Source organism: Mesorhizobium sp. XAP4, from assembly GCF_029269325.1.
In the GTDB taxonomy this organism is placed as follows: domain Bacteria; phylum Pseudomonadota; class Alphaproteobacteria; order Rhizobiales; family Rhizobiaceae; genus Mesorhizobium; species Mesorhizobium ciceri.
This window is the reverse complement of the sequence record NZ_JARIXW010000009.1, coordinates 117,736-139,504: the sequence shown is the minus strand read 5'-3', so window position 1 is coordinate 139,504 and position 21,769 is coordinate 117,736. Positions and strand designations below refer to the sequence as shown.

General features: G+C 60.3%; 16 protein-coding genes. 4 read left to right on the top strand and 12 right to left on the bottom strand.

The genetic code is table 11. From position 1 onward, the window contains the following. Nucleotides 1–54 precede the first annotated feature (54 nt). Nucleotides 55–585, top strand: coding sequence for an OmpA family protein (locus tag P3C39_RS30505; RefSeq protein ID WP_275954861.1), 531 nt, complete (start codon nt 55–57; stop codon nt 583–585). A gap of 101 nt (nt 586–686) precedes the next feature. On the opposite strand, the gene P3C39_RS30500 is transcribed toward P3C39_RS30505, so the two are convergent. The 7 genes from P3C39_RS30500 to tagH form a co-directional block, all read right to left on the bottom strand. Continuing rightward, the gene (locus P3C39_RS30500; RefSeq protein WP_275954862.1) at nt 687–3,017 is read right to left on the bottom strand and encodes a M23 family metallopeptidase; all 2,331 of its coding nucleotides are present in this window, start codon (nt 3,015–3,017) and stop codon (nt 687–689) included. Beyond that, nucleotides 3,014–3,424, bottom strand: a complete 411-nt coding sequence (locus tag P3C39_RS30495) for a DUF1036 domain-containing protein (protein WP_346016460.1) — start codon at nt 3,422–3,424, stop codon at nt 3,014–3,016. The genes P3C39_RS30500 and P3C39_RS30495 overlap by 4 nt, the downstream gene beginning before the upstream one ends. Nucleotides 3,425–3,508: 84 nt before the next feature. Beyond that, a complete protein-coding gene (locus P3C39_RS30490; RefSeq protein ID WP_275954864.1) occupies nt 3,509–5,917 on the bottom strand; it encodes a serine/threonine protein kinase in 2,409 nt (802 codons plus the stop codon). Nucleotides 5,918–5,922: 5 nt separating this feature from the next. Further along, nucleotides 5,923–6,696: a protein phosphatase 2C domain-containing protein gene (locus P3C39_RS30485; RefSeq protein ID WP_013525286.1), complete on the bottom strand. Its 774-nt coding sequence runs from the start codon at nt 6,694–6,696 to the stop codon at nt 5,923–5,925. A 166-nt stretch (nt 6,697–6,862) separates the two neighbouring features. Beyond that, entirely contained in the window at nt 6,863–10,426 is a 3,564-nt protein-coding gene (tssM, locus tag P3C39_RS30480; protein ID WP_013525287.1) for a type VI secretion system membrane subunit TssM, read from the bottom strand. A 19-nt stretch (nt 10,427–10,445) separates the two neighbouring features. Continuing rightward, nucleotides 10,446–11,942 carry a type VI secretion system protein TssL, long form gene (gene tssL, locus P3C39_RS30475; RefSeq protein WP_013525288.1) on the bottom strand — a complete coding sequence of 499 codons (1,497 nt, stop codon included), beginning with the start codon at nt 11,940–11,942 and terminating at the stop codon, nt 10,446–10,448. A 292-nt stretch (nt 11,943–12,234) separates the two neighbouring features. Continuing rightward, nucleotides 12,235–13,275 (bottom strand): type VI secretion system-associated FHA domain protein TagH, encoded by a 1,041-nt coding sequence (gene tagH, locus P3C39_RS30470; RefSeq protein ID WP_275954865.1) that lies wholly within the window; start codon nt 13,273–13,275, stop codon nt 12,235–12,237. A 365-nt stretch (nt 13,276–13,640) separates the two neighbouring features. On the opposite strand from tagH, the gene tssI reads away from it, so the two are divergent. Genes tssI through P3C39_RS30455 form a run of 3 tightly spaced genes read left to right on the top strand, consistent with a single transcriptional unit; the run spans nt 13,641 to nt 17,482 of the window. Beyond that, nucleotides 13,641–15,968: a type VI secretion system tip protein TssI/VgrG gene (gene tssI / locus P3C39_RS30465; RefSeq protein ID WP_275954866.1), complete on the top strand. Its 2,328-nt coding sequence runs from the start codon at nt 13,641–13,643 to the stop codon at nt 15,966–15,968. A gap of 3 nt (nt 15,969–15,971) precedes the next feature. Then, entirely contained in the window at nt 15,972–16,397 is a 426-nt protein-coding gene (locus P3C39_RS30460; protein WP_013525291.1) for a DUF6484 domain-containing protein, read from the top strand. Next, nucleotides 16,397–17,482: a hypothetical protein gene (locus P3C39_RS30455; RefSeq protein ID WP_275954903.1), complete on the top strand. Its 1,086-nt coding sequence runs from the start codon at nt 16,397–16,399 to the stop codon at nt 17,480–17,482. Before P3C39_RS30460 ends, P3C39_RS30455 begins: the two co-directional genes overlap by 1 nt. A gap of 45 nt (nt 17,483–17,527) precedes the next feature. Here the strand turns inward: P3C39_RS30455 and P3C39_RS30450 are convergent, their stop codons facing one another. The 5 genes from P3C39_RS30450 to P3C39_RS30430 form a co-directional block, all read right to left on the bottom strand. Next, nucleotides 17,528–18,325: a hypothetical protein gene (locus P3C39_RS30450; RefSeq protein WP_013525293.1), complete on the bottom strand. Its 798-nt coding sequence runs from the start codon at nt 18,323–18,325 to the stop codon at nt 17,528–17,530. After that, nucleotides 18,313–18,882: an SMI1/KNR4 family protein gene (locus P3C39_RS30445; protein ID WP_013525294.1), complete on the bottom strand. Its 570-nt coding sequence runs from the start codon at nt 18,880–18,882 to the stop codon at nt 18,313–18,315. Before P3C39_RS30445 ends, P3C39_RS30450 begins: the two co-directional genes overlap by 13 nt. A 15-nt stretch (nt 18,883–18,897) precedes the next feature. Beyond that, nucleotides 18,898–19,659, bottom strand: coding sequence for a PAAR-like domain-containing protein (locus P3C39_RS30440; RefSeq protein WP_013525295.1), 762 nt, complete (start codon nt 19,657–19,659; stop codon nt 18,898–18,900). After that, nucleotides 19,659–20,591 (bottom strand): beta-ketoacyl synthase N-terminal-like domain-containing protein, encoded by a 933-nt coding sequence (locus P3C39_RS30435; RefSeq protein WP_164753876.1) that lies wholly within the window; start codon nt 20,589–20,591, stop codon nt 19,659–19,661. Before P3C39_RS30435 ends, P3C39_RS30440 begins: the two co-directional genes overlap by 1 nt. 115 nt (nt 20,592–20,706) lie before the next feature. Next, nucleotides 20,707–21,768: a DUF2169 domain-containing protein gene (locus tag P3C39_RS30430; protein WP_013525297.1), complete on the bottom strand. Its 1,062-nt coding sequence runs from the start codon at nt 21,766–21,768 to the stop codon at nt 20,707–20,709. Nucleotide 21,769: the final 1 nt, after the last annotated feature.

Genomic DNA, 21,769 nt, shown 5'->3' with positions numbered 1-21,769 from the left:
ATTTGCTATGATCCCAACATCGAAAATCGGAATACTCAACCAGGAGGAGCCGCTATGCAGTGGAGCAGTTCAGCTTTTGTGTTGGCGGTCGTGCTTTTCTCGACCCACGCTTCCGCCGACCCCGTTCAGAAATCGGAAGACATCGTGAAGTTTTTTGCTGGTGCGGCCGATCTCGGCAAGTCCCGCGGGATTTGTGTTGGCTCCGCGGAGGAGTGCAAAAGCAAGTCCAATGACGCGTCGGCAGTGAAAACCGGCCTCGACATGCTGATCAATTTCGGCTTGGATTCGGCCGAACTTGACGCCACCGCGCGCGCTGAACTCGACGAGTTCGCCAAAGCCCTGAAGGACAACCGGCTGAGCACGTTCAGCTTCGTCGTCGAAGGCTATACCGATGCCACCGGCACGGTGCACCACAACGAAGGCCTGTCGCAACGACGAGCGAAATCGGTAGCCGCCTTCCTCACGGCCAGCGGCATCGAGGCTGATCGCATCAACGCGGTCGGCATGGGTGAAAAGAACCCGCGCAGTTCCAACCCATACGATCCGCTCAATCGCCGCGTGGAAATGCGGATAAAGACACAATAGCCACGCAAAGCTGCGCCGCAGCCTGGGGATGGGGCGAAGATTGTTCTACCCGATGGAATTTGGACAGGGGTGAGCATCTGATAGAGCAGCGCGAGCGTGGTTCAAGGCGTATTCTGAATTGAGCTTATGACGGCGGTGACGGCCTGCTTGTATTTTTCAAACTCCGGTGACGTCTGGCGGACCTCCGTGGTCGTTGTCTGCTGGGCGGCGCCAGTGGCCATGCGGCCCAGCTTCTGGCCCATTTTCCTTTCGGCCCAGTCCACGACGTAGCTGGCGGTCTTGCCGGTGAGAAACGGGTTGGCCTGGATGACGGCCGACCCCAGCACGGCGCTCAGTTGCGCCGAACCTGTGGCCGACAGCACCTGGTGCGCGCCTTCCATTCCCAGGAAATGACAGAGATAGAGTCTGCCCGCCGTAATCTGGTGACCACGCTCCCGAAGATAGGCCTCGCCTTCGCGAGCCAGGTTGCGAACCATCTCACGCGAGATCGTGGCGTCGTAGCGCAGTGCGAGCAGGTCGGCTGTCGACAGCGTGCGCGCAAGTTCCGGGCGGTAGGTGTTCATCATCCTGATCCAGGTCTTGCTTATGAATTGCCCTGCACCGGTTGCTGAGGAATTTGGGTTCTTGGCGCGAGCGCTGCCGCCGCTTTCGACATGAACGATACGGTCGGTGAGCGTCTCGACCGCGGAATCGTCGGAAGCGACCGCGGTGACCGTGCCGAGTGGGTCGATCGCTGCGCCATTCTGGTAGAGTTCGAAATGCAGGTGGGGCCCGGTCGAAAGGCCGGTGGTGCCGATATAGCCGATCACATCGCCGGCTTTCACCCTGGTTCCGACACCGGTCCCGATTGCAAATCTCAGCATATGCGCATAGCGCGTCTCGCGCCCGTTTGGGTGCGAGATCTTCACCAGATTGCCATAGCTGCCGCCATCGCCCTGGAAGGTGATCTCACCATCGAAGGCGGCTGCGATCGGCGTGCCAACGGGAGCCGCCCAGTCGACGCCCTTGTGGATGCGAACGGTGCCGAGAATTGGATGCTTGCGTGGCCCGAAGGTGGATGTCATCACCCCGTTGACGGGCGTGACCATGCCGTTGGTGACCGTCAGCGAGCGGACCTGATCGTCACCGGTAACGCACGCAAACTGGCCCTCGCTCAGCTGGAAGACGAAACAGTCGAGGCTCTTTTCGGTGCCCTGCACGCCGACATACAGCACACGCCCGTCAGTCTCGCCCTTGCCGCGCGGCGTTTGCGAGTAGATCAGCACAAGGCGCTGGTCCTCGCTGGCGAAGGCGTCCAGATCCTGCCCTCGCGATAGATACATGATCGCTTCGCCGATCACGCCCGTTGGAACACTGTTGCGAGCCGCCGTCGAGTAGATCGCGTCGAGCAGGCGATACTGCCGCTTGTGCGTGCCTTCCCCCTGTGCGCCCGAATAGTTGAACAGATCTTCACGGACCCAGGGATCGACACCCGATACGAATGCGCCCGCCGCATTGCGTGTCAGCGTGCCGACAAAGACGTTCTTGGCGTAGATGGACACCTGCATCAGCGACATGGTCGTCGTCTCGCGCCTCGGCCTGAAACCACGCATGGCGATGACATAGCCCGGTTCCAGGCCGTCGCGGTTGAAAAGCGCCTTCAGCGCTTGCCCTGCCAGCTTGGCGTCCTCTGCGGGGAAATGCGCATCGAGCGCGACGCTGTCCAAAGAGCGGTCGTTGAGGATTTTCACGAACGTGTCTTCGGTCGCCTCGAACCGCTGATACTCATTCGAGACGGTTGCGACACTCGTGTTGTTTTCGATCTGCGTCTTCTGGAATGCGGGAAGGGCTGCATCGCCCGCATCGATGGTCTCGCCCCAGCCGGCTTCGGGATCATCGGCGTCCGCCCTTTGGTCGGGCGCTGCGGCTGGTTCCCCCTCTATCGGCGATGGCTCAAGATCATTCTGCAGATCACCGGATGGTGGGGCAGCAGTCTTTCGTTGCGCCTGGAAGAATGCAAAATCCTCTTGCGTCGACGGTATCGTTGTCATGAATTTTTCGCTCGCGCTAAGCATGACGTCAGACAGGATTTCGATCTGTGGAGAAACGCCGGCCTGGTTGAGTTCCGCCGGGCGCGGCATTGTCCGGCCTTTGGTTGCGGCGCTGGCATCGGGCGCCAGCGTGATCCACATCGGGTCCCCCGCCAGATCGATAATGGCTGGCACATACACGGATGCGTCCGCCGGCATATCGTCCGCCCCTTCGACCGCATGCAACTCCTCGTCTTCGTCTCCGAACGACCAATACTCGGCGGTGAGGTAGAAACCGGCGGCGATAGAGAGCAGCACAGCCACCGCGAGACCGGCAACAAGCCTGCGCCGAAGCGTGCGCCTGCGAAGGGCCGCGCGCGCCTGCTTTTTCTGTCTGAAGCTCGTGTCGATACCGTGCGTCACGGATTGCTTCCCGTAAGGAAGAAAGTCCACCGCGCCTGTTCGAGGGTATCGACTTCAAAAAATTGTGCCGCGATATGGCCGCGCTGCCAGCACTCGTCGATGCCGCGTATCGAAAAACGTCGCCGCTCAATGCACATTTCGGTCGATCCTGTGAGGATCGCATGACCAAACACGTCCGTTGCGTAGATGTAGATGTAGCGGTTCGTCAGTTCCTCACGAATGACGTTTACGCATTGATTGGCGCCGATGGTCCACCAGCCATCGGTCTGGTCCGCATTGTCGACCTTCTGGCCGACGGCGAGATTGACGACATCCAGAGTCTGATTGCAGACCGTGAACTCGGCGCGCGCTTCGCTGGATGACAGCACGGCCAACAGGGCCGCCCCCCCCATGACCGCAAGCCTCATGCTGCCACGCAGGGCAGGGGCCCGAACCGGATCAAACTGCCTTATCGGCGGGTCAGAGCGGCTGAGTTGCATCGGGCGCCCATGCTATCCGCCGAGCCGGAAATACTGGGCGGTGGCCGAGAATTGAGACCCGTCGGTCTCGATTTCTTCGAGAATCTCGGGGAGCAGCACCGAGGCTGGCATGGGCGTGGAGAACGCGGCTGCCTGGATGTCCTGAGGGCCCGTGATCACCATTATGATCTGCGGCACCGCCTTTCCGGCGGCTTTGTCGGCGGCCCCGAGACCAATCGGGATGCTGAAAGTAGCCTTGCCGGGTTCTACGACGATGCGGTCGTCGAGATTGAACACCATGCCTTTATGGTCGATCAACAGCACGCTGGACCTGAGCCCGCCACGCGTCACCAGCGTTCCGCTGATCGGCGTACCGTTTGGCACCGATGTCCGATCGAGAACAAGCTGCGGCTTGTCTGATGCGGTCTGCCCGATAAAGCGCAGAAAATTGGTGACTTCGCATTGGCTTGGTTCAATGAGCCGGACGCTGATGTCCGGCTCGACATGGAATTTGGCCTGGAACTCGGCCAGCATGCCTTCGAATGGCTGGACCGATGTTCCAAAGCCTTCGATCGCGGCAGCCTTGTCGGTTGCTGAGGTCATCGTCGCATAGAAACAGTCGCCGCCGCCGAAGTCGCGAACCCATGACACCCGTTGGGCGATGTCGTCGACGGCCGGGGGAATCTCCGGTTTGGGCACGTTCAACGCGACAGCAGGTTGGTCCGGCCGGTTGCTTGTCGGCAAGGCAGGGCTCTCGGCGTTCGCGACAGCCGGCGGGGCCGCAGTGGGATTGGGCTCCCGCGTTGCGGGTGCCGCCGGCTTGCTGGCCTGCGGTTCGGGCTTTTGGCTCTCGTCAACCTTGGGCTCAGCGGGCGGCAGCGTCGAGGCTTTCTCTACCGGCGGCGTCGGGGCGGTTGTCTCACTGGAAGCGGCCAACGTTTGACTGTCGCTGGTCATCGTATCCGGCTGGATTGGCGGCGATGCCTTTTCGGGTGGCGGCCTGGCGTCCGTTGCGGGTGGCTTCGCGACGACGTCGTTCTGCGAGGGGACTTCGGCGGGCTTGGTTGGCTCCGGCTTTTGAACCCCCAACGTATCTGCCGGATTTTCAGCCGCCTGTCCGCTGGCCTGCACGGGCGAAACTGCCTTTGCCGGCTCAGGGGCGGCAGAGTCCGCCAGGGGCGGCTTTGACAGGCCGGGCGGGAGCTTGGACGGCTCCGGTGGCAAAAGCGATGTCTTGCCGGCAGTCGGTGTGGCAGGCGTCATGAAGCCGCCCAGGTAAAGGCCCGCGCCGGAGGCCACAGCCAGCATCGCCAAGCCAGCGATCGCCAGGGTTCGGGTCTTTGTGGACCTTCCAGGCAAACGCGCCGTGGCCTCGCGCGGCATCGGCGCCGGAGGCGGCCGTTCGAACAAATGCGCGGGCCGCACGTGCTCTACGAAGGGCTGTCCGCCTGGGCCCGCTGCGGCTGCGTCGTCGTGCCTCTCAACATTGTGTGATCGTGCCTGGGTTTTGCTGCCGGATTTAAAGGTTCGCGGCAAAGCCGACCGATCGCGGGGTGTGATGGACGCCGGCGGGGTTGTCTCCTCGTTTTCGTCACGCGTCATCCTGGCGATTTCCGCCATGCTAACCGGTCGGTCCTGCGGATCCGGTTGCAGCATGGGTTCAACGATGTCACGAAAATCATCGTCGATGTCGGTGAGATCAGGCACGGTCCGGCGCTTTTCGATGACCTCGAATTGCGATCCGCTCATATCGATTGGCTTGCCGCGCAAGGCGGCAACCAGCACCAGCCCCAGGCTGTAGATATCGGATTGCTCACTGACATCGCCGCTGTAGAGCCCGAGCTGTTCGGGTGAAACATAGTTGTATTTTCCCGCAAACTTTCCGCCGATCAGGGTCTCACCGCCGACACTCGCCGACCGGGCGATACCGAAATCTATGATCTTCGCGCGGTCGACCCGGCCTCCCGGCAAGATGATGTTATCGGGCGAGAGGTCGCGGTGTATTGCTCCCGCCTGGTGCACGGCGCTCAGGCCGGAGGCGAGGCGGTGGCAGAGCTTGCGCACATCAGCCGCCGGCATCGCGCCACGCCGCATGATGTCGAACAGCGACTCACCGTCGACGAATTCCATGGCAAGGTAGGGACGGCCGATCCCGGGATCGATCGTGAAGACGTGGTAGCGCACGACCGCGTCATGCGACAGGTGATTGAGGATCAATGCCTCCTTGCGAAACAGCGACAAGATCGTCTGGTCACGGGCGAACTCGGGCAAGACGATCTTGATCGCGACATGGTCACCGGTCTGGATATTATGACCACGGTAAACCTCGCCCATGCCACCGAATGCGATGCGTTCGTCGAGCTCGTAGATGCCGCTGAGTTGCGTGCCTACGACGGTGTTGGCCATGCCCCCCGATATGCGCGTCTTGTCGTCGGAGCCCATCAACCTCAGGCCTTCGCTCTATGCAGATATGGAGGAGGCAATTGGCCATCGCGCTCGTGTCCTATCTTTACGAGGACGATCGTGACGTTATCCGTTGCGCCGCGCGCCAGCACCATGTCGAGCAGGTTCTCGCAGGCTGCCTGAGGTGTCGCCGACACCGTCGCCGCCTCGATCTCGGCGTCGGTGACATGCGCCGTCAGACCATCCGTGCTCAACACAAAAATATCCCCCGGCATGATTTCTCCCTGCTGGAAATCGATGACAATCTCGTCGCTGACGCCGATCGCTTGCGTGATGACATTGCGGCGCGGCCACGTGCGTGCTTCGGCTGCGCTGATGATACCGCGGTCGATGAGCTCCTGAACTTCGGTGTGGTCTCTCGAGATCTGCGAGATCGAGGCGTTGCGGACAAGATAGACGCGGCTGTCACCCGCCCACAGGCAGGCAAACCGCCCGTCCATCGCCAGCAGGGCGGCAACGGTGGAACCGATGGTTATGCCGCGGGATTCAGATATGCCTCGGATCTCGGCATTGGCCCGGCCCAGCCTGTCCTCGAAGCGGGCGCGAAGATCGGGAGCTGAGCTCGCAATGCCGATTGTTGACAGATGATCGACGATACTGGCGGAAGCGACCTCTCCGGCGTCATGTCCACCCATTCCGTCGGCTACCACCCAGACGCCAGTTTGTGGCTCGACCAGATAGCTGTCTTCATTGAGCTCACGGACACAGCCTTTGTGGCTCACGCCGAAGCTCTCAACGGAAAGGGCGACAGTATTCAATTTGCCACCAAGCGCTTTTCAAGCGTCCTTCTGCGGCGCACCTTTGGACGCTCGCTGGCGCCACTTTGCCACAGGCTCGAACATTAAAGTATCGAAAACTAAGGAAAACCAGGCTTTGAACGCCGTGGTCAGCGGACCGACGCCATGTTCAGCAGATGAACCCTGTTCAAAACGCCTTGGGACAGCTGAATCCGGACAGGGCCGGGAGGAAGAAGGGGTTGGAGCCTGAGCCTGTCTGGAGAGCATAAGTAACGTCGCGTCCGCCGATCACGAAGCGCGCTTGCATGTTGCTGTCGTCGCCGGTGACGGCAGCCTTGTCCAGAAGTCGTTTCAGCGCCCAGGGCCCTTCGAACTTGATGGCGGATTCGCGGCCTGGCATCTCCGGCGTCAAGCTTAGGCTGGCGGACGCGGAAGCTGCCTCGCCCGGCCAGGTGACCGCGCTCGGCGCGTTGCCCGTCTGATTGCTCCAGACGATCTGGCCTTCGGCATCGAGTATCGCCGTATCGACATCGCCATTCAGTGAGAACGGTGTGAAAGTGATGCTGACCGAAGGCAACGAACCGCCCGATGGGAAGAAGGCGCTGCGGATTTCCGCCGCAAGCTGGAAGTCTTTCAGGGTCGATTTCGACAGGTCGCGTCCAAATCGCGCATCCTGTTTCCAAGTCCAGTCCTGGCTGGTCATGTCGATCAGCGATGCTAGATTTTGTGCGAAGAACCGGTCCAGCAAGCCGCCAGGGGCGAACAATTTGGCGAAATCTGCCATCGCAACATCCTCGGTGGCGTCGCGGGCGAAGGGATAACGGCCGCTGATTGCGGCTTCACAAGGGGCTGTGACCGTCTGGTCAAGTATCTGATTCAAGTTGGTCACCGAGGTTTCGGCAACGTTGCCTTCGAACTCATCCGCCGTCGCGTTGACCATCCGGCCGAGTTGCTTGGGCAGGCGCGAGACATTGGCGCGAAGCGTGGCTATCTGCAGCTGCAGGTTCGAATTGACGCGTTCCGTCTGCGAAGGAACTTCGGCCGCCAGTTGCAGGCTCTGATAGATATCGCTGAAGTTTTGGGTCAGAGCATCGATCGGGCGATGTCCGGCAGGGCCGTTCACCAGGGCCTGGAATGGTCTGAATTGCGCTTCGATGTTTGCTCCTGGACTGAAGTTCCGTGCGTCGGCGGCCCCGGTGCCGGCGCGGCTTTGCGATTTGCCGCTGGCGATTGTTATGCCGATGCGGGCCAGGCCCTTGGCCAGATCCGCGGGGTTGCGCGGCGGGTTCTGGGCCGTGCCTTCGATCTCGGTGCCGGGATCGGGGCCGTCACCTGAGTCCCGCGTCAGAGCTGTTTCATCGGCGATTGCCGCAAAGAGCTGATTCATCGGTGAGCTTGGGGAGGCAGCGGCCGAAAGTGCGATGTAGTGCGGCTTGTCCGTCAGCATCGCCTTGAATTTCAACTGGCCGAGAACGCCGTTCCACGCGGCCGCGAACTCCTTGCCGTAGCGATCAAGAAGTTCGGGGCCGAGCTTGAGCAATTGCTGGTTGATGTCGCCTTGTTCGCCGCCGCCCCCGAGAACCCACTGCTCGTCGACAAGCATCTGCGCAATGCGCGACAGTTGCCGGAGATAGAAGGTGTTGAAGCCGGAATGAGTATAGATGCCGGGAATACGAAGCCCTGACAGATCGCCGCCATCGATGCGCTCGAACAGCAGCTGCGCTTCCGGCCCGCCTTTCTGAGACAGTGAAAAATCGTCCAGCACCGCTGCGTATATAGCCGACTTGATCAAGGCCGAAGCGCGATCGGCAAGGCTCATACGCCCGAGTGAACGTTGAGCGGCTTCGACAAGCGGCTGGTTGAGTTCGAAGACCGGATCATAGGCGTCGTCCAATGCAAGCATGGCGCGCAGGTGCTTTTGGAGCTGCTCGCGTCCTTCGCGATTGTTTTCGCCCGGATATCGGTTCTGCTCCCAGTCCCGCTTCATCCACGAAACGATCAAAGCGTCATCGACCTTCGGTGCCTTGCCGCCAAGCATCAGATAGATTTTCAACGGTTCGTAGAGGGCGACGGGATCGGCCATCTTGGCCTGGATCGTCCGCTCGGCCTGGATCAACAGGCGCGATCGGAGCAGTCGCTCCAGCGCCTGCCGATAGGCTGTTTTGGATGCCGAAAGAAGTCTCTCCCTCTGGCTGAGGCCGAACGTCTCCTCTAACGGTGTCGGCAAGTCACCGGTTTCATACCCCGCCGGCAGATCGCGCAACTGGTCAAGCGGGCCGATGACGTTTTCAAGGTCGACATCGGTGACCGTGCTGGCCTTGAGCAACGGGGCCGCCGTCTCGCGATACTGGCCCATGGCCAGCGTTGTGGAGGCGATCAGCGACCGGTTGGAAGCAAAGCTCAGGGCGAGCGTACCCAGTGCGGCGGCGGCGATCAGCGTTATGGCACCCAGGCCACCAAATCTGACGATCGCCGCACGCCTTGCAGCCGATTTGTCATACGAAACCCAGCCCGATTCGGCAAAAATGACGTCCGTCAGCAGATCATGCAAAAAGAAGCTTTTGCCGGTTCCAGAAAGGTGAGGGCGGGAATTGCCGCCGAAATTGCGGCCGATCGCGCCCAGCACCTGATCGATAGGCGTGCCCTCTTGCGTGCCGGACGAAAAATACAATCCACGCAGGCTGACATTCACCTGGCTGCGTCCGGGATCGAACAGAGCGGCGACAAAGCTGGTAACTCGGCCCTTTAGTGCGCCGAACTGTGCCGGAAAACCGAAGATGGAGATGCGCGTGACGGGATCAGCCTCTTCCTGGAGGCGGTCGGCCATCTCGTCGGCCAGTCGTTTTGCCAGCGCATCGAATTCGGCAGGGGCTCCAGCGGCCATGTTCCTGTCGCGCTCCGCGGTCTGGAATGTCGCGCCCCACACCTTGCGCCTTCGTGACTCGTCGAAACCGCCGAAGTAGTCCATGAAACCGGAGACAAGATCGGCCTTGGTGAAAATCAGATAGACTGGAAACTGAACTTTCAGCGTCTCGTGGATTTCCCTCAGCCGGTTGCGTATCTCGGCGACGTGGGTATCTAGCTGCCGGTCGTCGAAGCTCATCAGATCGGCAAGGCTGATGGCCAGGATGACGCCGTTTATCGGTTGCCGGGCGCGGTGCTTCTTGAGCAGTGACAGGAAGGAGAGCCAGCTCTTCTTGTCGCTCTCAGCATTGGAATCCTGCGTCGTGTAGCGACCTGCGGTGTCGATCAACACGGCCTGGTCGGTAAACCACCAGTCGCAGGCACGTGTTCCGCCAATGCCGGCCACCGGTTGGGCGTCTCCTGAACCGGCAAGCGGAAAATTCAGCCCCGAATTGACCAGTGCCGTTGTCTTGCCGGCACCCGGCGGGCCTATGACGACGTACCAGGGGACGTCGTAGAGGAAGTTGCGCTTGCCGCTCGACCCTTTGAGCGCCGCCAAGGCCTCATTCATGCGGGCTTCGAGCAGCCGCCCATCGTCATCATCGCGGTCATCATTGTGCGCAACGACGGTTTCGAGCGCTTTTTGCGCCTTCCTCCCCTGCCAGAAACGCAGCCCGTGAAAAAGCGCCAGCGTCGCCACGATTACACCGATGATCGTTGCACGCAGCCAGGCAGGCCCGAGCGGCCGGCTATCGGCAAAGCGGATCAAGGGGCCGGCAAACCATATGGCCGTCGCGAAGCCGATCAGCGCGGTCATGCTGAATATCCGCAGCAGCCAACGCGTCATGGATGCTTCCAGCAGGTCGTCACAATGTCTCCTCCCTGGGGATCATCACATCGACACGGCGGTTCCTGGCGCGGCCTTCCGGCGTCGCGTTTTCGGCGATCGGTTCGTCCTCGCCCTTGCCGTCCACCGTCAGTCGCGAGGGATCGCTGAATTTCGCGGCCATCAGGGCTTCGACGGCTTTGGCCCGGGCCAGCGAAAGGTCGAAGTTGGATTTGAAGGCGCTCGACCGACGCGGTTTGACATTATCCGTGTGGCCGACGATCCGGATCGGTCCAGGCTCGTGCTCAAGAGCCGCGGCGATGTCGGCGGCGATGGGCTGAAATTCCGGCTTCGTCTCGGCCCTGCCGGACTGGAACAGCAGCAGATTGTTGATTTCCACGACGATGAAGTCGCCCTTGGTGCCAATGGCCAGTCCGCCGCCTTCGACGTCCTTGGCCAGCGCCGCACGAATACGATCGATCTGAGCGTTGGCCGCCGGTGGGGCGACTTTGGCTGGCTCGACCAGCGGCGCCACGCTGGCGCGCTCGATAGCGACGGGTATTGATGGGTTGAGTGCCAGCAATTCACCTGCGGCGGCGTCGCCTTCATTGGAGATGAAGACCCGCAATGCGAAGAACGCTGCCGCCAGAAGCGCCGACGCTGACGCGGCAACCACCCAAAGTGGCAGGCGGGCCGAGGACTGCGCCATCGTCTCGGCCAAGCCCTGCCAGCGCGGCGAGATGTCTTCACCCGCACGCGTCCTGAAGTAGCGAAGCGTCTCGTAGACGTCGCGTCGAACGCGCTCGAGATTGTTGTCTTCGCGCCTCACGCCGCGATACTGGCCCTCGAACCCCAGCGACAGACAGACATGCATCAGTTCGAGCAGATCGTAATGTGTCTCGGGATGGGCCAGGATCTTGTTCAGTGCTTCGTAGAAGCCTGTGCCGGAGGACTGGGTATGAAAGAACTGCCACGACATGCTGCGTTGCGACCAGTCGTCTTTCCCAGGCCAAGGCAGGTTGCCGATAAGATCGTCGGCTGTTTCGCACAGAACATAACGCGCAATCCGCGCATCCTCTTCGGCAACGTCCGATTTCTCCACCGTCCGGTCGAATTTTTCGATGGCCTCAGCGACATGTTGCGCCAGTGGCTCCGCCTGTCTTTCGACAGGCATCAGCCTGAGTTGCCCAAACAGCATCAGCAAAGGAGCGGCCGCAGCGAGAATAGTGTTTGCCGCGCAGTATCTGACCACCTCGGCGGCGCCGAGCAGCATGCGCTGCTCGATGGGCGGCTTTGATGCGGCGGCCGAAGAGCTGGTACCTGCTGGGGCACCCAGGGCCGGGCCTTGATAGATGACGGTTCCTGATACCCAGCCCGGTGGCCGCACGACGCCAGGATCGAACACGGTTGAATCCTCGATCCTGGAGGTGTCCGCGATGGATTGCTCCGGAACCGGCGGCGGTTTTTGCGTGCGCCGTGGATTTGCGCGAATGACGGTCTTGCCCGCCGGACCGAAGGGGTCGTCCTTCGAGCTCATCGCCGATCACCCGTGCAGGCGGGATACCCGCGATTGGGCGAGACAGGCGCAAGACGGTTTCTGGTCGGGTAAAGGGGCAGCTCCGGTCGGCCGCGGCAGTGTCCGCAGAAGGATTGGCCAGAAAATCCTGTCCCGCCGTAGCATGACATTGCCGCAGACCCCCAGGTCAATGAGTCTTACCCGCTTGGCGAACTGTCGTATGCGATTGTAATCTCAGAAATTGTTTATTGGAACCGGATGCCGGGCGTCGGAGGACTTTTCTGACTGGCCTGCCAGGCGTTTCCTGGATCGCCTATTTTTGCTTGTCGGCTTTGGCGTAGGCCTCGCTGAAATACGCCAGGTAGATGTCCAGCATGCCGTTTTCATGTGCCTCCTCCATGGTCCGCCATGTCGCGACATAGGCGTCCCAGGCCTGCCCCTTCTTCGATGTGAACGACGTAGGCGGGAGTTTCCTGCCGATCGCCTCGGGCGACAGGTCGTCAAGCAGTCGGGAGAGCGCAGCTTGCATGGCGGCATAGGTGGCGAATTCGTGCGTCTTCAGATCGCGGAATGCGTCCTCGATACTGCGCCTGGCATCAAGATAGCCGGCCCTGCGACGGGCGAACATGATTTCGAGGATGTCGTCGGTTCCTGGAACGAACTTCAGCGGATTGTTGTCGGCGGCGCTGATCATCGTTCGTTGTGTGCTCTTGGCCAGCATTTTCGCGGCCGCACGTGCTTTCAGCAGCAACGTCAGTTCCTCGACCACCACCCGCAGGACCGCGCCGATTTCGGCGGCAACTTCATGCGGGTCGCGTAATTGAAGCAATTCCGGCGAAATGCCGGCTCCGACCGCGATCTCCCGCAAGACCTCGTCTCTGGTCGAAGGCAGGGGTGGGGAGTGCGGCGGAATGCGCTGCCCGGGCCGTTGCTGCGCGGGATCGAAGAAAGGTGCATCTTTGAATTCCAGCGGTCGGCCTGTCGCGGGCGGCATGTCTCGCTGCTCGGATTTGTAGCTGGGGTAGCCCGCCGTGGCGCGCTCTTCGTCGATCGATACCAAGATGACATAACGGCCGATCAGTATCCGGTCGCCATGGCCAAGCCGGTGTGGCCCGGTCATGCGCTGGCTCGATCCGTTGATGAAAGTCCCATTGCGCGAGATGTCGTGCAGCCAGAACGCGCCCGCCTCGTAGCGAACCTCGCAGTGGCGGCCCGAGATGAACTTGTCGGGATCCGGCAAGGTCCAGTCGCAAGCATCGCGTCCGATTTCGAAGCCGCGATCACGCGCCGCGTAGCAGGTCGAGGTACCAGCGGGCAAGGCGTCGACATTGTTGATTTCCAGACTGATGTGCATCCGAGATCGCCGTCGATCGTTGATCGGTACTCCGCCATTCTAGCAGCTTGCGGGTAAAACAGGACAGAAGCGTTTCAAGCCGATGAACCGGCTGGTTAATGCATGTCGCCCAAAAGTGCCCTCCGTTTGAGAAAACGACATTGCATGAAACAAGACCTGAAGGTGCAGCGCGTGAATCCGACCAACCGCGACACGGTTTAGGTTTCTGTCGCCCCATGTCCTCTTTGGCCAGCAGGAAAACATGTGGTAGGCTCAACATGGCCTGGCGTGGCGGATTTAAGAAGTTCCTGAACGGAATGCTGTTAATATAGCGGGAACTTCAAATCCATCACATTGGCGGCCGCGTCCAGGAGGGGGCTCGACCCATGCCCAATGAACGTGCCACCGTTGTCCGGACACCGGTTGGCTCCGAGCTGTTGACCTTCACGCATCTTGTCGGACGCGATGAGATCAGCCGTTGTTTTGCCTATACGGTCGGATTCGTGAGCACCGACTCCGATATCGATCCGTTGAAGATGCTGGGCGGGCCGCTCTCGATCGAAGCTGAATCTGATCCGAAACGCTGGTTCAGCGGCATCGTCTCCGAGTTCCGGCTCACCCGGCTGGAAGATCGGCTGGCCTACTATGAGGCGGTCATCAGGCCGTGGCTCTGGTTTCTCGGCAACACCACCGATTGCCGTATTTTCCAGAACAAGAGCGTCCTCGACATCGTCAAGGACATCTTCAAGAAATACGGTATCGCGGAATTCGATCTGCGCCTGCAAGGGTCCTATCCCCCGCGCGAATATTGCGTGCAGTACGACGAACCCGATCTGGATTTCGTGCAGCGGCTGCTGGAGCATGAAGGCATCCTGTATTTCTTCGAGCATGATGACGGCAAGCACACGCTTGTCCTGGCCGATGCGATGAGCAAGCTGAAGCCTGCGCCGGGCTACGAGAAAGTGCTCTATAACTTTGAAGGTCAGGGTTCGCGGCGCGATGTCGAATACATCACTGAATGGATACCGGGCAGTTCGGTGCGCCCAGGCGCCTATGCCCACACTGACTATGATTTCACGAAGCCGGGCGCCGATCTCATGGCCAAGTCGGCCCAGCCGTTCAGCCACAAGGAGGCAGCGGGCGAGAACTACCGCCAGCCCGGCGCGCATCTCGAAACGGGCCGGGGAGACAGCCTGGCCGCGATCCGGCGCGAGGAAATCCAGGCCGTCCACCAGCGCATCGCCGCTGTCGGGACCGTGCGCGGCCTCTATTCGGGCTGCACGTTCAAGCTGGATAGCTTTCCGCGTGAGGACCAGAACCAGGAGTATCTGGTGGTCAGCGCCGAATACAGACTGTTTGATCCAGGTTACAGAGCCCATGCTGACGTCAACAGCGAGAATTTCAAGGTGATCCTAGGCTTGGCGCCGACCGCCTTGCCCTATCGTCCGCCACGGATCACGCCCCGGCCGATCATGCGCGGCCCCCAGACGGCGACGGTGGTCGGTCCGTCGGGCGAGGAAATATTCACCGACAAATATGCGCGGGTGAAGGTGCAGTTCCATTGGGACCGTCTGGGCAAGAAGGACCAGAACAGCTCCTGTTTCGTGCGGGTGTCGCAGACCTGGGCCGGCAGCGGCTGGGGCTTCATCCAGATCCCGCGCATCGGCCAGGAGGTGATCGTCGACTTCATCGAAGGCGACCCGGACCTGCCGATCATTACCGGCAGGGTCTACAACGCCTCCCAGATGCCGCCCTACGGGCTGCCGGGCAGCGCCACGCAATCGGGCTGGAAGTCCGACTCCTCCAAAGGCGGTGGCGGCTACAACGAGCTGATGTTCGAGGACAAGGCCGGCTCCGAACTGGTCAATTTCCAGGCGCAGAAGGACCACATCCTTCTGGTCAAGCACGACCGCACCAAGCTGGTGCAGCACGACCAGTCCGACCGCATCGACCACGACGCCAAGCATTCCGTCGGCCACAACCTCGACGAGGACGTCGGTAACAACAAGACGGTCAAGATCGGCGTCGACCAGACCACCAACATCGGCTCGAACGACACCGAGACAGTGGGCGCCAACCGCTCGCTGACGGTCATGGCCAACGAGACCATCCATGTCGTGTCGAACTCGACGGAGAACATCGACGCCAATCACACGCAGACGGTGGGGATTGTGCAGACGGTGAGCGTTGGCGCTGCGCGTGTCGATACGGTCGGAGCATCGGAGACCAGAAGCGTCGGCGGGCCGCAGACCAACACGATCGGCGCGACACGGTCCGTGACGGTTGGGGCAGCGCAGGACCACAGCATAGGTGCGAGCGACAGCTGGACGATTGCTTCCGATCAGAGCCTGTCCATAGGCGGCGGCCACACCGAGAGCATCGCGAAGGATCAAGGTTCGACGGTCGGCGGAGGACGCACCGCTTCGGTAGGCAAGGACGATTCGACATCGGTGGCCGGCGCGCATTCCCTCTCGGTCGGCAAAGACAGTGCCATTTCTGTCACCGGCAATGGCACGATCAAAATCGGCAAGAAGCTGGTCATCGACGCCGGTGACGAAATTCTCATCACAACCGGCTCGGCCAAGATCATGATGAAGAAAGACGGCACGATCGCGATCGAGGGCAAGGACATTTCGGTCAAAGGGTCAGGAAAGATCAGCATCAAGGCTTCTAGCGACATCACGATGAAGGGTTCGAAAATAGGGGAGAACTAGAGCATGGAAAAGGTTCGTGATCGCGTCGATGGCGTCGTAATTGGCCAGTTTCTCGGTTTCGGCGAAGACGGTCCTCTGGTAGTATTTCCGGGCAATTCGAAAGAAACCGCACTAGCGGCGCGCAGCCTTGCCGAACTGTCATCCGATATGATCGGCCAGGAGATCGCCTTGTTGTTCGAGGACGGAGATGCGCGGCGGCCGCTCATCGTCGGGCGCATCGTGGAACTGGTGCGCAAGCATGCGGCACCTGCAGTTATTCGCGATGGAGACCGCGTGCGGATTCACGCCGAAGAACGAATCGAATTACGCTGCGGCAAGGCAACGATCCTGATGGAGAAAGACGGTCGCATCACCATCAGAGGTACTTTCGTTACCAGCCACGCCAGTGCCGCCAACCGTATTCGCGGCGGTTCGATCGACTTAAATTGATGATGGTCGCGGGGAGCTACGGCCAACAATCGGACGGTACCGTTGAACATCGCATCGTCAAGGACATTGTGCGTCAGCACGCCGAGCTGGCGGCTTTCTTGTGGGCGCAGCGCGACACGTTGGCCGCCGAGGACCCACCTGACGGAAACGTGGTCGACGGCGTCGGCAGGCGGCTTGAGGCAAACCTTGACGGCTTGCGTATTGCCGGGGTAGCCGCATGGCCGTTCATCGAGGCTGCCTATGAGGACTTCCCCGAAAAAGGGGAGTTGTTCCTTTTCACATGGTTGGCAATTGAGCAGGGTAGCGATAACAAGATCCGACAAGCCGTTGAACTTGGCCGTGCTTCGGATGACGATGCGCGGGGCCTGGTCGGAGCACTGGCATGGCATAAGGCCGAAACGATTAGTCCCTTGGTACGGCGTTGGATCAGCGCGCAAGACGCGTTCCTACGCTATCTCGCTGTCGCGGCCTGCCGCGAACATGGGGTCGACCCAAAAGCTCTGTTGACGAATCTGATGCGCGATCCTGACGTCCGCGTGCGGGCAAACAGCCTGCATTTGGCGGGGGTACTGCAACGCCTCGATCTGGTGCACGAAGTTGCTGGCGCGCTAGATGCCGACGACGGAAGCGTGCGGCTATGGGCAGCCTGGACACTGAACGAACTTGACCGCGGGGATTTGGCGAGGGCGGAGTTGCGAAAGGTTGCGGCCACCAATGGGCCAAATGCACCGACGGCTTTGCGAGCCTTGATCAAGGCAGGGCCACAGGACGACGTCCGCGCCTTCATGGGTGGCTTGCTCAAGTCGCCCGACACGGCGTCGCTAGCCGTGCGTGGCGCCGGCATGCTGGGCGATCGTTCGATCCTGCCTTGGCTGGTGCAGCAGATGCGCATTCCAGCGCTCGCTGCGGCCGCTGGCGGCGCGCTGCTCGAGACCTTCCCGGAAGCACGCGGCATCGACGGGTTGTTTACGCTCGATCCGACCACGCTTGGGCCTGACTTTGAGGATCACTTCGGCGATTTTGCGATGAAGGTGCCTGTGGCAGAGAACGTTAGGATGTGGAGCAACAGTGTGCTCCAAAAATAATCAAGAAACGCGCCGAGACCGCGACTCGAGCCACGAGCCGATCGATCAGGATCCCCGTGGGGTATCGAGAATTTCGGCGCAGCGCACCGCGGTCATAATCGGTGCCAATGACGCGTCTGTTAGAAGCACAACCGGCGCAATCTGGGTTTCCTCCACCGGCCACCAATCGCTGATTCCGCCCCTTATGACCGCCCATGCATCGTCTGAGCGCCCGGCTTTGGCCAGCGCGGCGGCGAGGAACACCACGTTGTCGAAAATACCGGGCAGGGTGTTGTCTTTTTCAAACATCTGCACCGCACCCTCATGATACTCATAGACACGCGCCAGTCCGATCATATGATCGGCCCGTGTCTGCGGATCCGAAAACTTTTTCTTGCTGCCTTCAACCTTCGCCACCGCCTCAGCAAAGCGAACTGCGCCACCAAGCTGCACACCCTGCGGTAAGCGAAAATCCTCCGAACCGTGTGATGCGGCGAACGCAGCCAGCCTTGCGAGTATCTTCAGAAGATCGGGATCGCCCTTCTTTCCCAAACTGCGGCGGCCGATCTCCGCTGTCTTTGCGGCTCGATCCCAGCTTTCGGTTTGGCGTGCCGCTAGCGAGCAAAGCGTGATCTGATCAATCTGGACGTCGAACGTCTCGAATTGGTCTAGTGCGGCGACGGACGTCTCGACATGTCCGAGCACTTCGTGCCATTGACCGCGGTACGCCGAGATCTCCGCGAGAGCCGCTGCGGCCCGGGCCGTACCCTTCTTCACCAGGTCGGCGAACGCCTGTTCCGCTTCTTCGATGTCCCCACCCAGAGCCTTCTTTTGTGCCGCCTCAAGCTGCGTTAGTTTTGCCATTCGGGAATCTCCGGGTTAAACCTGTGAGCGATGTCGCGATGAAGTTCGTCATCGATTTCAAGAGTGTTGTCTTCGTCGACAAAAAAAGCGCCTTCAGCGTAACACGCGTCAATCGTTTTGATCATTGCCGTAAGGCTCTCATACTCCACAGGCTGCTGGGGCTCCCCATGAATGAAGCCGATTATCTCTGCGGTTTCCTTCTTCTCATGGCCGCATGAGGCGAGGTAGAAATCCCCGCCTCCGTCAGCAAACACCGGAAACCACCCTTTGCGCCACTGCGGTGCGTCCCTTCGTTCCATGAATATTTCGACAGCTTCTTCGAGCGACAGCAGGTAGAAGCCGGGGAAAAAGTAAACGGTGTCCAACTGCTCGCCTTCGTTCACCCTGGTTCCGTCGCGCCAGCGATATAGTTGCTCCAACTCCAACGGAAGCGGGAAAGGCAACCGTGCCTCCCAGGCACGGATGTCCATGGTGGACAGCCCGGGCTGGAGCAGAGTTGGCGTTACGCGTCCGAGACGCGTCAGAAATTGAACGATCCGGTCCAGTTCTTCGATCATTGCAGGAGCCTGACTCTAGATGACTTCCACCCAATATGAATCGCCGTTGCCAATATTGTTGTTCTGATAAAACGACGAAAGTTTGCCGCCTTGGGCGTTCTGCTCCGACACCGGAATCGCCGCGACGGCGGCTTTCGGCTTACCCGGAGGTTTTCCACCCTGGGTCGAAGAGGCGAAGGGAAACTCGTCGAGCGACGTCTTTTTCTTGCCCTTTTTCTCGCCTTTGAGCGCGGCTCGCCGGTTCTTGCGGATGGCGCTTCGGCTTGTCTGGCGCGTCAGCTTCTTCTTGCCGGAAGCGGGCATCCGCTTCTTCATGTTGGCTACCTTGTTAGGAAAGGTTGCCGAATCGAAAACGACCGTAGGCAGCGGGGCTGGATTTGCATTCCCCTGCAGGTCGACCGTATTTTTGTTGTTGTGATATTTCTTGTCGGTGTGGCGGCAGGCGTTCTTGCCATCCATCTTGACGTCGAACGAGTAGAGTATCCAATCTGTTGCCTGTTTGAACGTATTGGATTTGACGCCGCCAACCGTTCCGGGTTCGTCACCCGTACTCATCCCGTATTGCGAGCCTTTGTTAGCAATCATGGCGCCGCCCTTAGCGAAGACGGTTGTCGTGCCATTCTGCAATGTGCTGCTCATTGCGAAGTTGGGATAAGGCAAGGGAATGGGGCCGCCCGGGCTCGGAGTCTTGCAAACGTCGGGGATTGTCGCCTTGGAGAATCCGGTGGACGATTTGTGGGTTAAGCCGAGGCCATTGACGGTGATATGCGTCGGCATCAGGCAGCCTTTCGCCTGCCGCCGAGTAGTGCGGCTGCGCGAACGCCGTTCTCGGAACTGGTCCAGATCAGGGACAGGGGTCCGGTCTGATAATTGCGGGCTTCGGCTTCCGCCACAAGGCTGACAAACAAAGGTCCGCTCGCCGCACCCACATCGCCCCAGCAATCGGCAGGGGTCTCGAAATCGGCCGCATCCCTGAACCGACCGGGATTGCGGATGGTTGCGAAGCCGTACTCGTTGGCTCGATAGCGTTCGCCGTTCATGTCGCAGATTATCCGATCGACTGGATCTGTTACGGCCTTTTCGAACAAGTTACGGAACGCAGCACCAAGTCCTTCGCCAAGAACGACGGTCTCGGTTCGGATGCGTTTTTCCTCGTGCGCGCCTTCGATGCCGATCAGTTGGAGCCGTGGCGGGATAGCATATTTCCGGGCGGTTCGCAGAGTTGTCATCAGGCAAAATCCCGCCGCCTCTCCAGGGCAGAACCCATAGATGTTGCCCTCTGAATGCAGTTGTTCATTTTCGTCCAACCACACGAGTGTCTCGGTCTGCAGATAGGTATCGACGCCGCCAGCCAGGCAGAACGTTACGCTGCCCTCGCGCAGGCTTTTTGACGCTTGCAGCATGGCGATCATACCGCCGGCATGGCCTCCAGCAATGGATCCGCCGCCCTGGAACACGGCGTATTGTGACAGACCACTGCGAAGTTGAGCATGCACTTGGACTGCGAATTCGCCATCCTGGCCAGGCCTGGGTTCGCCTGTCGCCACGATTAACGACACCGGTGCGTTTCCGAGGGCGCCAAGCATCGGCCGCAATGCCTGCACGGCCGGATCGAAAGCGATTGCGACAGCGCGATCGGGACCCCGCATATGAAGGTCAATACCCATGTCGCGGGTGACCTTCATTTGCTCGCCGAAGCGGTCGACCATCGTGGGATGTTGCTGGATTGCGGAAATGCCAGCGCGAACCGCGGCCGCACTGGAAGCAGCGTCGAATCCCAACGGCGTTCGCGCGCCGATGCCGACGATGACGATGGCGTCGTCTCTAGCCATCGACGAATTCCTCCGTCCAGATACCCATGCGCGTGGCGGCCGCCGAAACAGTCTGACGACGTAGGCTTATGGTGGTGCTCTTCAGCCGCTCCTCGTCATAAGGAACATACAGCGTGGTCATCCATGTAATGGAGAACTGACGCTTGTCTGGTTTGATCCGTAGCGTATGGATCGTCGGCTCCTCATGCTGCCGGGAGGGTCGGTTGTTGAACTCCGTATGTATGTCGAAGCCGATACGAGGCAGTACGAACTGGAAAAACCCGTCGCCAGTGAAATTGCCCAGCCGCACGGTTTCATAGCCGACAAGTGGAGTCCTGGTTTGCTGATCTTCCGGCGCGCACTGGTAGTATGTTCGGCTGAAATCCAAGGGCAGCAGCGGATCACGCCTCTTTTGCCATTCATCGCCATAGGTGCCCGCATATTTGGCGCGCGGCATCCAGTGCCGCGCCACTGGACCGAAACCTGCTGGCCGGCCGCTTTGGTGATCGCGATAGGGTGCGTCAGGATACTCGAAGTTGGGGCCGGTCCTGCCGATCAAATGTCGTGCATCGACGGCGAAGCCGGTTCCTACGGGGTTTCGTCGGTCCCAATCGGGCGTGGAGGCCTGAGTGTCCGTGCCGCCAAAAGTTCTCCGCCAAGAAATCGGAATCCGAATGAAAGGCTCGGGTCGGCTCATACGCACCAGTACCGGCCCCGGCATAAAAATACGGTCGCCAATCGCACGCACGCTCTTGTCCAACACGTTGCCTATCTTGATACGCGCCATCGACTCGATATTCGGTCGCTGATCAGGCGCATATACGTGGCCTTCTACAAGGACATCGGTGTGCTTCTTTTCAATGACGAGATCGTCGTCATCAAGTAATTCCAGGGCGTCAGCGCTGTGGATAGGGGCCATATTAACAGGAACCTGATCCTTCAGAAGCTGCTGCTTACCGTCGAGGTCAAGTTCGAACGATGCTTTGATCGCGATCAGCCACCATTCGTGGCCGTGTTCGTCGCGGGTCCAAGCTTCCTGGGCCGCAAATGGCGTCTCGTTCCAGAGATTCCACATC

Excerpts from the sequence above, each read along its gene's own strand:
- P3C39_RS30505 (WP_275954861.1), top strand. The coding sequence starts at position 55 with ATGCAGTGGAGCAGTTCAGCTTTTGTGTTGGCGGTCGTGCTTTTCTCG.
- P3C39_RS30495 (WP_346016460.1), bottom strand. The coding sequence starts at position 3,424 with ATGAGGCTTGCGGTCATGGGGGGGGCGGCCCTGTTGGCCGTGCTGTCA.
- P3C39_RS30490 (WP_275954864.1), bottom strand. The coding sequence starts at position 5,917 with ATGGGCTCCGACGACAAGACGCGCATATCGGGGGGCATGGCCAACACC.
- tssM (WP_013525287.1), bottom strand. The coding sequence starts at position 10,426 with ATGACGCGTTGGCTGCTGCGGATATTCAGCATGACCGCGCTGATCGGC.
- tssL (WP_013525288.1), bottom strand. The coding sequence starts at position 11,942 with ATGAGCTCGAAGGACGACCCCTTCGGTCCGGCGGGCAAGACCGTCATT.
- tagH (WP_275954865.1), bottom strand. The coding sequence starts at position 13,275 with ATGCACATCAGTCTGGAAATCAACAATGTCGACGCCTTGCCCGCTGGT.
- tssI (WP_275954866.1), top strand. The coding sequence starts at position 13,641 with ATGCCCAATGAACGTGCCACCGTTGTCCGGACACCGGTTGGCTCCGAG.
- P3C39_RS30460 (WP_013525291.1), top strand. The coding sequence starts at position 15,972 with ATGGAAAAGGTTCGTGATCGCGTCGATGGCGTCGTAATTGGCCAGTTT.
- P3C39_RS30455 (WP_275954903.1), top strand. The coding sequence starts at position 16,397 with ATGATGGTCGCGGGGAGCTACGGCCAACAATCGGACGGTACCGTTGAA.
- P3C39_RS30450 (WP_013525293.1), bottom strand. The coding sequence starts at position 18,325 with ATGGCAAAACTAACGCAGCTTGAGGCGGCACAAAAGAAGGCTCTGGGT.
- P3C39_RS30445 (WP_013525294.1), bottom strand. The coding sequence starts at position 18,882 with ATGATCGAAGAACTGGACCGGATCGTTCAATTTCTGACGCGTCTCGGA.
- P3C39_RS30440 (WP_013525295.1), bottom strand. The coding sequence starts at position 19,659 with ATGCCGACGCATATCACCGTCAATGGCCTCGGCTTAACCCACAAATCG.
- P3C39_RS30435 (WP_164753876.1), bottom strand. The coding sequence starts at position 20,591 with ATGGTCGACCGCTTCGGCGAGCAAATGAAGGTCACCCGCGACATGGGT.
- P3C39_RS30430 (WP_013525297.1), bottom strand. The coding sequence starts at position 21,768 with ATGTGGAATCTCTGGAACGAGACGCCATTTGCGGCCCAGGAAGCTTGG.